The organism is Ancylobacter dichloromethanicus, from assembly GCF_018390645.1.
In the GTDB taxonomy this organism is placed as follows: Bacteria; Pseudomonadota; Alphaproteobacteria; order Rhizobiales; family Xanthobacteraceae; genus Ancylobacter; species Ancylobacter dichloromethanicus.
In genome coordinates, this window is the sequence record NZ_JAHBGC010000005.1 from 246,422 (window position 1) to 259,341 (window position 12,920).

Sequence of the window (12,920 nt, forward strand, 5' to 3'; positions counted from 1 at the left end):
TGCTTATAACGGCCTCATTCGGCCAGATCGATACCCGGATGGCCAAGCCGCCAATAGGCGGCGATGGCGCACCGGCACTTGGCGAGGCCGCGCTCCCGGGTCAGGTGCCGGCGAAGCGCCCGCGCGGTCTTCTGCTCGCAGCCGGCCCAGACATGCAGGTCGTCCGCGCCGGAGGGGATGTCGATCGCGCGCACGCTCCGCTCCAGCAGATCGACGGTGCCGGGCCCGGCACCGTCGCGGTGCAGCCATTGCACATCGAGCCGGGCGGCGGAAGGCAGCTTCTGCTGCTCCCGCGCATCCGCCACTTCCAGCCGGACCACCGCCTGCGCCTCGGCCGGCAGCGCCGCCACCATGCGGGCGATGGCCGGCAGCGCCGTCTCGTCGCCGGCGAGCAGGTAGCGGCGGGCGGGCGGCAGCCCGGCGCCGCCGGGCCCGAGCAACCCCACCCGGTCGCCGGGCCGGGCGCGGCGTGCCCAGTCCGCCCCCGGCGTGGCGGCACCGGCATGCTGCACCACGTCGATGACAATCTCGCCGCGGGCGATGTCGACCTCGCGCACCGTATAGACGCGGGGCGTCAGGGCGTCGGCGCCGGTCGGCCAGAGGGTGCGCCCGTCCGGCGCGGCGTGCGGCCAGACCGGATCGCGGCCGGCGGGGGGAATGAGCACCCGCACATGCAGCCCGCCGGAAGCGTAGTGCGCGGCATCGCCGGCCAGCACCACCCGGCGCATCAGCGGCGTGAGCGGGCGGGCCGAGACCACCTCCATCTCGCGGAAATAGGGGAGCGCCGGGTTGCAGGCGCCATCGCCTTCCCACGCGAAGGCGGGTGCGCGGGGGGATGCTGCCGCGTGAATGTGCTCGGCCAACTGCATCTTCAGCACCGACAGGCCGTTCTCGCTCGCGCTGCGTGCGTGGAGGGCGAGATGGCCCGCCGGCTCCACGGCGAGATCGACCTCGCCGCACCAGTTCACAAGGTGCGCCGTCGACGCCGTGCGCTCGCGGATCGTCTGCCGGTCGCACCGGTCGCACAGACGGGCAAGCAGTTGCCCCGGGGCGGCATGGGCGATGACGGCGCGGGCCGTGAAGTGATCAGCCATGCCGGCGTCCTCCGCGTTGCAGCAGCCAGATCAGGTAGGGACCGCCGACCAGCGCCGCGAGCAGACCGGTCGGGAGCTGATAGGGAAAGGCGATCATGCGGGCGAGCCAATCGGCGAGCAGCAGCACGAGGGCACCGATCAGCGCCGAAGAGAAAACGAATATATTCCCGTGAGTTAGTCCGGTCAGGCGGGCGAGGTGGGGGGCGATCAGGCCGACCAGGCTCAGCGGCCCGACGAAGAAGGCGGCGACGCCGGTCATCAGCGCGGCCAGCAAAGTGAGCACCAGCTGGCTCGCGGCCACCGGCACGCCGAGCGCCCCGCTCACCGCCGGGCCGAGCGGCAGTAGGTTCAGCCAGCGGTGCGTGAGGCCGATCGGGAGCAGGAGCACCAGCGCGCACGCCGCCAGAATCCATGCCTCGGTGGCGCCGATCTTGTTGGTCGAGCCGGACATCCAGGCCAGCAGCCGGAAGCTGCCGGGACCGCCGGCAGCGAACACGGCGGAGAGGATGGCGAGCCCCATGCAGCCGAGCGCGATGCCGGACAGCAGCAGCTTCTCCGCCCCGAACCCGCTCACCGCCGCCATCAGCAGCACCAGCAGCAGCGCCCCGAGCGCCCCGCCGGCGCTGGCGGCGAGGAGAAGGCCGGTTCCCGGATCGGGAACCAGCATGAGCGCGGCGGCCAGCCCGACACCGGCGCCGGCGCTCACCCCCAGCACTTCCGGCCCGGCCAGCGGGTTGCCGGTGAGCCGCTGCATGATCGCTCCGGCGGCGCCGAGCAGCCCGCCCGCGGCGGCGGCGGCCACGACCCTGGGCGCCCGGAACACCAGAAGCTCGTCCAGCAGCGGCCCGGTGGCGATGGTCCAGCCGCCGAGGTCGCGCCCGGCCAGTAGGGAGAAGACCGCGATCAGCACCACCCCGCCCGCCAGCACGGCGAAGGCGCGTCCCGGCCGGCGCAGCCGGCGTCGCGGCGCGGCGGCCTCCGGCAGGGCCGGCGCGGAGGTTCGAAGTCGCGGCAGCAGCCACAGCAGCAGCGGCCCGCCGAGCAGGCCGACCGCCGCGCCGGTGGGGATGAGGCCGCCGCCGGCGCCGGCCGTGAGCTGCACCACGCTGTCGGTGATCCAGAGCAGCAGGGCGCCGACCAGCGGCGACAGCAGCAGCAGGGCGGCCGGCCGCCGGGCGCCGCTGAGGCGGGCGAAGGCGGGGGCGGCGAGGCCGACAAAGCCGATCACGCCCACCTGCGAGACCACGCTCGCCGCCAGCCAGACCGCGAGCGCGATGATCGCGAGGCGCATCGCCTGCACCGCGACGCCAAGGCTGCGCGCGCCGGCATCGTCCAGCGTCATCAGTTCGAGCGGGCGCAGCAGCAGGAAGGCGGCGCCGGCGCCGAGCGCCAGCCGCGTGCCGATCAGCAGCGCCGGCTGCCAGTTCTGCTGGTGCAGCGAGCCGGCGCCCCAGATGAACAGCGAGAACACATAGTCGCCGCGCGCGAGGATCAGCGCCGCGCTCATCGCCCCGGCCATCAGCGACAGGGTCATGCCGGCAATGACGACGGTGACCGGCTCGAAGCCCCGCCGCCAGCTCAGCGCGAGGACGAACGCCACCGCGAGAACGCCGCCGGCGAAGGCGGTGCCCTCGCGCGAGAAGGCGAGCAGCGCCGGCGCGAAAGCGAGCGACAGGGTGAGGGCGAGCTGCGCGCCGGCCGCGATGCCCAGCGTCGAGGGATCGGCGATCGGGTTGCGCAGCACCCGCTGCAGCAGGGCGCCGGAAAGCCCCAGCGCCGCCCCCGCCAGCAGCGCGGTCGCGGCGCGCGGCAGCAGGCTGTGCCAGAGCAGCAGTTCCCGCAGCGGCTGGGGCATCGCGTCGCCGCTCGCCGCCATCTGCCGCGCCAATACCAGCGCGAACAGGCCGGTGCCCAGCGCGCCGAGGGCGAGCCAGAGATGGACCGGCCGCAGGCCGGCAGGGCGTGCGAGCGCCAGCTCAGCCAAGATCGCCCCCCTGTCGTCCCGCGCCGCCGTCCCTCAGCAGCGCCGCGGTCAGCAGCCGGGCGAAGCGGGCGGCGGTCGGCAGCCCGCCGAACGGGTCGACGCTGTCGAGCACGGCGATGCGGCGGGCGCGGATGTTGGGCAGGGCGTTCCACAGCGCGCTGGTCGACAGCACCCGCGCCGCGTCCGGCGGCACCGGCCGCAGGACGATGAGGAAGGCATCGGGAAAGCGCGCCAGCGCCTCCAGCCCGATCGGGGCGGAGGCGGCGTAGGACGTGCCCTCGCGCCACGCATTGGCGAAGCCGAGGCGCGCCAGCACCTCGCCGAACAGGCTGTCGCGGCCGAACACGCGGAAATGGCGGGCGTCGCCGAGGTTGAGCACCATGAGCGGCTGGCCGGCCCGGCGCGCGAGCCGGGCGCGGCAGGCGTCGAGTTCGTCGCTCACCCCGGCGATCAGCGCCCGGGCCGCGTCCTCGCGCCCGGTCAGCACGCCGATCCGCTCCGCCGCCTTCTCGGCGCGCTGGTAAGGTGGCTCGCCGGTCCGGTACACGGAGATGGTCTCGACCGGCGCGATGAGGCGCAGCCTAGGCTCGAACTCGGCATAGTAGTTCGAACTGAAGATCAGGTTCGGCCGGGCGAGCTTCAGCGCCTCGAAATTGGGCGCGCCGCGCAGGCCGATGTCGATCACCGAGGCGGGGACCGGAGGCTCCACCGCGACCTCGCGGAACAGCACCAGCTCGGCCGCCGCCACCGGGGTGATGCCCATGCCGAGCAGGGTCTCCAGCAGCGCCCAGTCGACGGTCGCCACCCGCAGCGCCGCGCCTGCCTGCGCGCCCTGTGCCCGTGCGCGCCCCGCCGCGAGCGCCAGCCCGGCCGCCAGCAGGGCGCGGCGACTGGGGCCGGACCTTCCGCTCACGGCGCCGGCGCTCACAGCACGTAGCTCATCGGCTTGCCGCTGACCGGGTGGTCCATGACGCCCATGGCGAGTCCGTAGATCTCGCGCAGCCTGTCGGGCTGCATGATCTCGTGCGACGGCCCATGGGCGACCATCCGGCCGGCGCGCAGGGCCAGCAGCGTGTCGCAGGTGCGGGCGGCGAGGTTGATGTCGTGCAGGATCACGATGACGGTCATTGCGGCGGCGGCTTCGGCCTCCGGCCCCGGCCGGTCTTCGCCGCCGGCGTCGCCGCCAAGCGTGCGCAACAGGGCGAGCACTTCCATCTGGTGGGCGATGTCGAGCGCCGAGGTCGGCTCGTCGAGCAGCAGGCAGCGCGCGCCCTGGGCGAGCATCAGCGCCAGCCAGGCGCGCTGGCGCTCGCCGCCGGACAGGCTGTCCACCGCCCGCTCGCGGAAGGCGGCGAGCCCGGTGCGCTGGATCGCCGCTTCCACCCGCGCCTCGTCCTCGTCCGTGAAGCGGCCCAGCGCGCCGTGCCAGGGATAGCGGCCGAGGCGGACCAACTCGCGGACGCTCATGCCATCGGAAGGCGGCGTGAATTGCGGCATGTAGGCGACTTCGCGGGCGAAGGCGCGTCCGGCCCACGCGCCGAGCGGGCGACCCTCGAAGCGGACCTCGCCGGAGCTGGGGGAAAGCTGGCGCGCCAGCATCTTCAGCAGCGTGCTCTTGCCGGAGCCGTTCGGCCCGATCAGGCCATAGACACGGCCGGCCGGAAGGTCGAGCGTCAGCGGGCCGAGGATCGACCGCTCGCCGACCGCAAAGGCGGCCTCGCCCAGGGACCAGAGCGCGCCGGAAGGCGTCGGAGCCTTTCCCTGATTCACGGAATCGGGGAAAGGCTCCGGCGTGTTGAGTTCATGCGTTTTCCTGCCGCGAACCGGTATCCACTTCGCTCGAAAACACTCTGGGTGGGCGTCGTCTACCATTTGTAGGAGAGGGTTCCGATCACGGTGCGGCCATCGCCATAGAAGCAGCCGAAGAAGCCGCAACCGGCGACATAGGTCTCGTCGGCGATGTTGTTCACGTTGAGCTGGGCCTTGAACGGGCCCTTCTCGTAATGGATGGCGGCGTCGAACAGGGTGTTGGAGGAGAGGAAGATGCTGTTGTCGTCGAGCGCGTAGCGGTCGCCGACGAAGCGCACGCCGCCGCCGAAGCCGAAGCCGGCCAGCTGGCCCGAGGGAATGGTGTAGTCGAGCCAGAGATTGGCCATGTTCTCCGGCACGTTGGCCGGGCGGTTGCCGGCATATTCGCCTTCGGTGATCTCGGCGTTCATATAGGTGTAGTTGGCGATCAGGTTGAGCCCGTCCGCCAGCCCCGCCACGGCGGTGAACTCGAAGCCCCGGACGCGGATTTCGCCGAGCTGGGTCTCGTAGCTGACGCCGTCGATGAGCTGCGAGGACAGCACGTTGGACTGGGTGAGGTCATAGGCGGCGAGGGTGAAGAAGCCGTTCCAGCCCACCGGCTGGTACTTCACGCCGACCTCGACCTGCTCGCCCTCCATCGGCTGGAACGCGCCGCCGCCGAGCTGGGTCGGCATGTTGCCGATCACCGGCTCGAACGAGGTGGAGTAGTTGAAATAGGGCGCGATGCCGTTGTCGAACAGATAGGTCAGGCCGACGCGGCCGGTGAAGGCGCTGTCGTCCTGGTCCTGCTCGGTGTCGCCGAAATTGGTCAGGCTGGTCGAATCGGTGTTGGCCCAGTCATGGCGCAGGCCGACGGTGAGCAGCCAGTTCTGCAGCCGGATCTGGTCCTGCGCATAGATGCCGGTCTGGGCGATGGTGCCGTCGACATCCGCCGTGTACCAGGGCGTGCCGCCGACCGGCTGGTTGTAGATCGGGAACAGGATGTTGATCGGCGACGCCGTGCCGAAGGCGGTGGAATTGGATTCGCTGTAGCGGCGGTAGTCGACGCCGATCAGCACCTCGTGGCTGAACGCCCCGGTGTCGAATTTGCCGAGCAGCTGGCTGTCGAGGTTGAAGGTCTGCTGGTCCTCCGAATTGTCCGAGGAGCCGCGCTCGGCGACCAGCGGGTCGGTGGTGCTCAGCGCGCTATAGTAGAGGCTGTTATAGTCCCAGTCGAGCACCGCGTAGCGCGCGTTCTGGCGGAACTCCCAGGTCTCGTTGAAGCGGTGCTTGAATTCGTAGCCGACGCTGCCGAAGGTGCGGTTGGAATTGTCGTAGTCGGGATCGCCGAGGAACAGGCTGCGCGGCAGCCGCAGGCCGCCATCGGCGTCCACCGTGTACTGCACCGGCAGCCCCACCGGGGTGCCGGACTGGTCGTACTGGATGTTGGCCAGCACGGTGAGCGAGGTGTCGGTCGAGGGCTGCCAGGTCAGCGCCGGGGCGAAGAACAGGCGGTTGTCGTCGACATGGTCGGTCTGGGTGCCGCCGTCGCGGGCGACGCCGGTGAAACGGTAGGCGATGTCGGCATTGTCCGGCAGCACGCCACCAATGTCGAAGCGGCCGGTGTAGCGGTCGAAGCTGCCCGCTTCCGCCTGCACCTCGCCGAAAGTGGTGAAGGTCGGGCGCTTGGAGATGAAGTCGAGCAGGCCGCCGGGGTTGCCCTGGCCGTAGAGCACCGAGGCGGGGCCGCGCACCACGTCGATGCGTTCCAGGCCATACGGGTCGATGGCGGGGGTGCCGGCCTCGCGCATCAGCTTCAGGCCGTTGAGATACATGCTGTTGTCGGCCGAGAAGCCGCGGATGATCGGCGAATCGAAGCGCGGATCGGTGCCGAAGGGCTGCGAGAGCACACCCGCCGTATAGTCGAGCGCCTGCCCGACGCTCTGCACCGCGCGCGCCTCCATCTGGTCGCGGGTGACGACGGAAATCGACTGCGGAACCTCGATGAGCGGGGTGTCGGTCTTGGTGCCGGCGGTGCTGCTGCGGGCGACATAGCCGTCCGTGCCGTCGGTGCGCTGGCCCTGGATGTCGATCTGCTCAAGCTCGATCGGCGCCGCGGCGTCCTGCGCCCGGGCAGCCGCCGGGTGAAACGCCGCCGTGCCGCCCATCAGCAGCGACATCATCGTGAGGCCCAGCCGTTCGCGCATCGCGGTACCCGTCTTGTAAACAGTTGAGATGAATTATAAAGATGCGTTCCCCTCGATCTGAGGGAAACGTCGCTTCATATCAATGAACATTAGGCCGATCTTGTCGCATCCTCTTGTATTTTGGACGATCGTGTTTTCTATTGGCGTCTGATCGAATGAATTTGGCACGAGAATAAGGCGGTTTGCTACTTCATAGTAATTCAAATCTATGAAGCCCCGCGTTGATCTTGGCGAGCGGCAAGCAGGATGACTTTCCAACCACGCATGACCTCGGCGGTGGAGGGCATAACCCTTCTGGACGAGCTGCGCTGGCGGCGCTGGAACGGCGTCATCGCCGATGTCTGGCATGTCGCCTGCGCGGCCGGCGCGCGCGGCCACTATGTCTCGCGGGACGCCCGGCTGTTCGTGGTGCTGGAGCGCGAGGGCGCCCGCTCGGACGTCCAGCTCTCGGCCGACGGGACGACCCGCGCCGTGCAGCGCGCCCCGCACCGCATGAGCTTCGTGCCGGCCGACATGCCGATCTGGTCGCGCATCGACGAGCCGGTGCGGGTGCGCCATCTCGACCTTCACTTCCACGCCCCCACCCTCAGCGAGCGGCTCGGCGAGGACCTCGCCGGCGAGCGGCTGGCGAGGCCGCGGCTGGATTTTCTCGACGCACGGATCTTCACGCTGGCGCAGATGATCGCCCATGAATGCGTCGGGCCGGACGGCCATCACGATCTCTATGGCGACAGCCTGACCCTCGCCCTGTTCATCGACCTGCTGAAGCTCGGCCGGGAGGCGCCGGCGGGCGCGGCGTCGCGTGGCGCCATGCTTTCCGCCCGCCAGTTGAAGCGGGTGACCGATTTCATCGAGGCCAACTGCTCGCGCAACATCCGGCTGCACGAGCTGGCGGAACTGGCCGGCCTGTCGCAGTCCTATTTCAGCCACGCCTTCAAGGCGGCGACCGGGGTGCCGCCCCATCAGTGGCACATGAAGGCGCGGCTGCGGAAGGTGCAGGACCTGCTCGCCGGGCGCGACCTGCCGCTGACCGAGATCGCCTCCGCCGCCGGCTTCACCGACCAGGCGCACCTGACGCGCACCTTCCGCCGCCTCACCGGCTCGACCCCGGCCGCCTGGCGGCGTGCGCATCGCCGGTGAAGCCGGGCGGCTAAGGCGGAGCCGCGCCCGGTGGTGAAGCCGGGCGCCGTGGCGCCGCCGGCGCGGCTTCAGAAACCCAGCGCGCAGCCATCCTTGCGCGGGTCGGAGCCGGCCATCAGGAAGCCGCTGACGGGATCGCGCAGGATGATCTGCGCCCCGCCGAAGGGCTCGACGGCGAAAGTCACCTTGTGGCCGCGCGCTTCCAGCTCGGCGGGCAGGCTTTCCGGCCAGCCGGCCTCGATCTCCAGCACGCCGTCATGGGCGAAGGCGCGCGGCGCGTCCACCGCCGCCTGCAGGTCGAGCCCGCGGTCCAGCAGGCCCGACAGCAGCGCCGCCTGGCCGGAGGCCTGGTACTGCCCGCCCATCACGCCGAACACGCCTACCGCCGCGCCGTCCTTGCGCAACAGGCCGGGGATGATGGTGTGCATCGGCCGCTTGCCCGGCGCGATGGCGTTGGGGTGGCCCTCGATCAGCCGGAACGAGGCGCCGCGCGAATGCAGCAGCACGCCGGTCGCCGGGTCGATGCGGGTCGAGCCATAGCCGTGGAACAGCGAGTTGATGAACGACACCATGTTGCCGTCGCGGTCGACCACGCTGATATAGACCGTGTCCTCGTGCGCGGGCTCGTCCCACAGCGCCGGCGGCAGGGCGCGGCTCATGTCGATGCGAGCCGCGAGGCGCCGGGCGGTCTCGGCGGAGAGCAGGGTTTCGACCGGCACCGTCATCGCTGAGGGATCGGCGAGCAGCGCGTCGCGGTTGAAGTAAGCGAGCTTGCCGGCCTCGGCGTGCAGATGCACCCGGTCGGCGACCGACAGGCCCTCGCCGAGGTCGAATTCCCGGAGGATGTTGAGGATCATCAGCGCGGCGAGGCCCTGCCCGTTGGGCGGGCACTCCTCCACCGTGTAGCCGCGATAATCCGAGGCGATCGGCGTGGTGTAGAAGGCGCCGTCCTTCATCGCCGCGAAGTCGTCCTCGGTGTGCAGCCCGCCCAGGCTGTTGAGATAGCGAACGAGAGACTGCGCGGTCTCGCCCTCATAGAACGCGCCAGCGCCCCCGGCGGCGATGTCGCGCAGGCGCTGGCCGAGCAAAGGCTGGGCGTGGCGGTCGCCGGCCACGAGCGGTTTGCCGTCCTTCAGGAAGAAGGCGGTGGCGTTTTCGTCCTGCGCCAGCAGCGGGGCGTCGTCGGCCCAGTCGAAGGCGACGCGCTGGGCGATGGGGTAGCCGTTCTCGGCATAGTCGATGGCGCGGGCGAACAGCCGGTCCAGCGGCAGGCTCGCATAGTCGGCGTGCAGCCGCGTCCAGGCGGAAATCGCGCCCGGCACGGTCACCGCATGGGGGCTGGTGCGGGGAATCTCGGTGGTCAGCCTGGCCGCCTTCAGCGCCTCGATGGTGGCGGCCATCGGCGCGCGGCCGCTGCCGTTGAGCGCCACGGTCGGCCGGCCCGCCGGGGCGTAGAGCACGAAGCAGTCGCCGCCGATGCCGGTCATCGCCGGCTCGACCACGCATTGCGTCGCCACCGCCGCCAGCGCCGCATCCATGGCGTTGCCGCCGGCCTGCAGCACCTCCAGTCCCGCCGCCGTGGCCAGCGGGTGCGAGGTGGCGATGGCGGCGTCGCGGGCGAACAGGGTCGGACGGGCCGGGCCGAAGAAATCGGTGCGCTGGGTCGTGATCACGGGAGGCGTTCCTGCTCGGGCTCAAGGGGCGTGAAGCCATACAGCTCCGCCGCATTGTCTGTCATGATTCCTGCCGCGAGCGCATCGCTGCCGCACCACTCGCGGAACAGATCGACCAATCGGGCATCGTCCGGCGGGTTGCCGGGCCTGGAGGGGTGCGGCCAGTTGGTGGCGAACAGGCACCGCTCGGGGGCGTGGGCGATCAGCGCACGGGCCAGCGCCGCGACATCGGCGTAGTCGGGCGCGCCGGTGCGCGAGGTCTCGTAGACCCCGGAGGTCTTGACATAGGTGCGCCCGCCATCGAGCAGGCGGCGCAGCGCGGCAAAGCCGGGATGATCGAGGCCGACCGGCTCCAGGAACTTGCCATTGTGGTCGATGACCAGCCGGCCGGGCAGGCGCGACAGGCGCTCCGCCTCATCATGCAGAAGGCGTCCGTCCATCTGCATCTGCACATGCCAGCCGAAGGCGGCTGTCTTCGCCGCCAGTGTCTCCAGGTCGGCCCAGCCGAGCGCGCCGCCGCCGATCATGAAGAAGCGGATGCCGCGTATGCCGAGGCCGGTGAGGCGGTCGAGTTCGTCCTCGCTGACATCCGGCGGTACCACGGCGACGCCGCGCGCCTCCTCGCCCAGCACCGACATGGCGTCGAGCGTCGCCCGGTTGTCGAAGCCGTAGACCGAGGGTTGCACCACCACGGCGCGGGAGAGGCCGAGCCTCGCGCGCACCTTCATATAGGCGGCGATGTCGCCGCCGGCGACGGGCGGAAAGGGCGAATCCGGCGCCGGCGGATAGGTCTCCGCCGGGCCGTAAATGTGCATGTGGCAGTCGCACGCCCCGGGCGGGGGGCGAAAGGCGGGGGGCCGCGCGGGAATGAGGGCGCTCATCGCGACAGCCAGTTGGGAAGGCGGTGCGGATTCCGGGCATGGATCGGCAGCCGCCCCTCCAGCATCGCCTTGACCTGCTCCACCGTCTCCATCGCCTGAAATTCCGACGGTTCAATCATCAGCGCCGCCGAATGCGGGGTGGCGATGACGTTGGGCAGGCGGGCAAGGCGCAGCGAGGGCTGCTGGTCGCGCCCGTCGCCGACATCGAGCCCGGCGCCGGCGATGGTGCCCGAGGTGAGAGCCGCCTCCAGCGCGTCCTCATCCACCAGAATGCCGCGCGAGATGTTGATGAAGAAGGCGTCGCGCCGCATCTTGGCGAAGGCGTCCGCATTCATCATCCGCTCGGTCTCCGGCGTCGCATAGGCGGCGCAGACGACGAAGTCCGGCTCGGAGAGCACCGCGTCCAGCCCCACGGGATTGACCGCGCCATGGTCGATCCGCGCATAGGGATCATAGACCGAGACCTTCATCTTGAAGGCCAGCGCCAGTTCGACGATGCGCCTTCCGATCGAGCCATAGCCGATGACCCCGACATGGGCGCCGGCCATCTGCCGGCCGAACACCATGGCATGGGAGTCATCGCCGGCGTGGTAGCGCTCGGCGTCGCTTGTGATGTTGCGGGCGAGGTCGAGCATCAGCGCGAGCGCGTGTTCGGCCACCGCGTCGGCATAGCCCGAGGAGCAGTTGCACACCAGGATGCCGGCATCGGAGGCGGCGTCGACGTCGATATTGCGCATGTCGACGGCGCAGCGGGTGAACAGCCTCACATCCGCCAACCGCTCCATCACCTCGCGCGGGCCGGCTGCGAGGCGGTCGGAAATGACCACCTCGCAGCCTTCCGCCGCCTTCACGAGGGTGTCTCCCGACAGGGGCTCATGACTGTCGTTCATCACCAGCTCGATCGGCAGCGCCTTCAGGGCGTCGACCGCCCTGTAGCCGTAGAAGTGCTTGAGCAGGTCACGATTGTGGGTGAGCAGCACACGCATGGGTTTCATTCGCTCCCCCCGGCCATGCCGGCGACGATGTCCGCCGGCAGCCGCGCCATCACCCAGCGGTTCATCGCCAGCACCATGTCGTCCCGCCAAGACAGCGGGCCGGGGCGGGCGAGGCTGGAGGAGAGGCCGATCTGCTGCTTCTGGAGGATGTCGACATCCTCCATCGCCACCGCTTCCCAGCGCTTGTAATAGGGCGCCGCGCGCTCCTCGAAATCGGGCAGCCCGGTGCAGGCCTCGGGGAAGCAGCCACCGACCGAAAGCACGGATCTGTCGACCGAAACCGGCCGCACCGCCAGCCACCAGGCGCAGTCCTGCGCGAACACGAACTGCACGGTCGGCTCGATCACGGTGAAGAACGTGCCCTTGCGCGCCTGCTCGGAAAGGCCCTCGATCGGCGGGAAGGGCGGCTCCTGCCCGAGCACGGCGATGGAGCGGTTCGACTGCACCTGGATGACGTGCCAGTTGCCCTGGGTGGGGAAGCTGACCGAGCGCTGGGCGCCCACCGTCGCGGCGTGGACGATGCCGGTGTGGTAGGTTTCCATGGCGTTTTCGAGCAGCAGCTTCCAGTTGCAGCGGGTCTCGATCTCCATGTGCCAGGTCTTGACCATGTCGCCGAGCCGGTGGCTGCCGATCAGCTCCGGCATGTTGCCGAGATGGGTCATCAGGCCGGGCGCGTCGTCGTCATAGTTGAGGAACACCGAGCCTTCCCACACCTCCATGCGGATGGGGATGAGGCCGTGCGGCGGCTTCTCGAATTTGGGCACCTCGCGCATGCCGGGCGCGCCGGCCAGCGTGCCGTCGAGCCGGTAGTTCCAGGCATGGTAGGGGCAGGTAAGGTTTTTGGCGTTGCCGCAGCCTTCCATCAGAATCGACGCGCGGTGCCGGCAGACATTGGCGAAGGCGCGCAGCACGCCATCCTCGCCGCGCACCAGCAGCGCCGGGCCGCCGACGCTGTCCAGCGCCTTGAAGTCGCCGGGGTTCGGCACCTCCTCCAGCCGCCCGGCGAAGAACCAGTTCTTCATGTGGATGTGCTCGACCTCGGCCTTGAACACTTCCGGGTCGGTGTAGAAGCGCGTCGGCGCGCTCCTGGCGTCGCCGAGCGGCGGCTCGGACCAGACATAGGGTTCGGGAACCAGCGTCGTTTCGAGACTCATGACG

The 12,920-nt window shown here is 70.3% G+C and carries 10 protein-coding genes; 1 reads left to right on the forward strand and 9 read right to left on the reverse strand.

All coding sequences use genetic code 11. From position 1 onward, the window contains the following. Positions 1–14: 14 nt before the first annotated feature. The 5 genes from KHC23_RS03620 to KHC23_RS03640 all read right to left on the reverse strand — a co-directional run bounded on the left by KHC23_RS03620 (position 15) and on the right by KHC23_RS03640 (position 7,073). Positions 15–1,094 carry a siderophore-interacting protein gene (locus tag KHC23_RS03620; protein ID WP_213369618.1) on the reverse strand — a complete coding sequence of 360 codons (1,080 nt, stop codon included), beginning with the start codon at positions 1,092–1,094 and terminating at the stop codon, positions 15–17. Then, positions 1,087–3,078 (reverse strand): Fe(3+)-hydroxamate ABC transporter permease FhuB, encoded by a 1,992-nt coding sequence (gene fhuB / locus KHC23_RS03625; RefSeq protein WP_213369619.1) that lies wholly within the window; start codon positions 3,076–3,078, stop codon positions 1,087–1,089. The genes KHC23_RS03620 and fhuB overlap by 8 nt, the downstream gene beginning before the upstream one ends. Continuing rightward, the gene (locus KHC23_RS03630; protein ID WP_271188641.1) at positions 3,071–3,991 is read right to left on the reverse strand and encodes an iron-siderophore ABC transporter substrate-binding protein; all 921 of its coding nucleotides are present in this window, start codon (positions 3,989–3,991) and stop codon (positions 3,071–3,073) included. The genes fhuB and KHC23_RS03630 overlap by 8 nt, the downstream gene beginning before the upstream one ends. 11 nt (positions 3,992–4,002) lie before the next feature. Beyond that, complete coding sequence (locus KHC23_RS03635; protein WP_271188642.1) at positions 4,003–4,848, reverse strand: ABC transporter ATP-binding protein; 846 nt, start codon at positions 4,846–4,848, stop codon at positions 4,003–4,005. Between the two features lie 95 nt (positions 4,849–4,943). After that, entirely contained in the window at positions 4,944–7,073 is a 2,130-nt protein-coding gene (locus tag KHC23_RS03640; protein WP_213369622.1) for a TonB-dependent siderophore receptor, read from the reverse strand. Between the two features lie 246 nt (positions 7,074–7,319). Here KHC23_RS03640 and KHC23_RS03645 point away from each other — a divergent pair, with 246 nt between their 5' ends. Then, positions 7,320–8,213 (forward strand): AraC family transcriptional regulator, encoded by an 894-nt coding sequence (locus KHC23_RS03645; protein ID WP_213369623.1) that lies wholly within the window; start codon positions 7,320–7,322, stop codon positions 8,211–8,213. Between the two features lie 68 nt (positions 8,214–8,281). On the opposite strand, the gene KHC23_RS03650 is transcribed toward KHC23_RS03645, so the two are convergent. From KHC23_RS03650 to KHC23_RS03665, 4 genes are all read right to left on the reverse strand, one after another. After that, on the reverse strand, positions 8,282–9,886 hold the full coding sequence (locus KHC23_RS03650; RefSeq protein WP_213369624.1) for a gamma-glutamyltransferase family protein: 1,605 nt from the start codon (positions 9,884–9,886) through the stop codon (positions 8,282–8,284). Next, on the reverse strand, positions 9,883–10,701 hold the full coding sequence (locus KHC23_RS03655) for an amidohydrolase family protein (protein ID WP_246544116.1): 819 nt from the start codon (positions 10,699–10,701) through the stop codon (positions 9,883–9,885). The genes KHC23_RS03650 and KHC23_RS03655 overlap by 4 nt, the downstream gene beginning before the upstream one ends. Positions 10,702–10,763: 62 nt before the next feature. Further along, positions 10,764–11,762, reverse strand: coding sequence for an NAD(P)-dependent oxidoreductase (locus KHC23_RS03660; protein ID WP_213369626.1), 999 nt, complete (start codon positions 11,760–11,762; stop codon positions 10,764–10,766). Continuing rightward, positions 11,759–12,916 carry an aromatic ring-hydroxylating oxygenase subunit alpha gene (locus KHC23_RS03665; RefSeq protein ID WP_213369627.1) on the reverse strand — a complete coding sequence of 386 codons (1,158 nt, stop codon included), beginning with the start codon at positions 12,914–12,916 and terminating at the stop codon, positions 11,759–11,761. The genes KHC23_RS03660 and KHC23_RS03665 overlap by 4 nt, the downstream gene beginning before the upstream one ends. Positions 12,917–12,920: the final 4 nt, after the last annotated feature.

What these genes read in the sequence shown, in the direction of transcription:
- KHC23_RS03620 (WP_213369618.1), bottom strand. Translation starts at nt 1,094, where the DNA reads ATGGCTGATCACTTCACGGCCCGCGCCGTCATCGCCCATGCCGCCCCG.
- KHC23_RS03645 (WP_213369623.1), top strand. Translation starts at nt 7,320, where the DNA reads ATGACTTTCCAACCACGCATGACCTCGGCGGTGGAGGGCATAACCCTT.
- KHC23_RS03660 (WP_213369626.1), bottom strand. Translation starts at nt 11,762, where the DNA reads ATGAAACCCATGCGTGTGCTGCTCACCCACAATCGTGACCTGCTCAAG.
- KHC23_RS03665 (WP_213369627.1), bottom strand. Translation starts at nt 12,916, where the DNA reads ATGAGTCTCGAAACGACGCTGGTTCCCGAACCCTATGTCTGGTCCGAG.
- KHC23_RS03655 (WP_246544116.1), bottom strand. Translation starts at nt 10,701, where the DNA reads ATGCACATTTACGGCCCGGCGGAGACCTATCCGCCGGCGCCGGATTCG.
- KHC23_RS03640 (WP_213369622.1), bottom strand. Translation starts at nt 7,073, where the DNA reads ATGCGCGAACGGCTGGGCCTCACGATGATGTCGCTGCTGATGGGCGGC.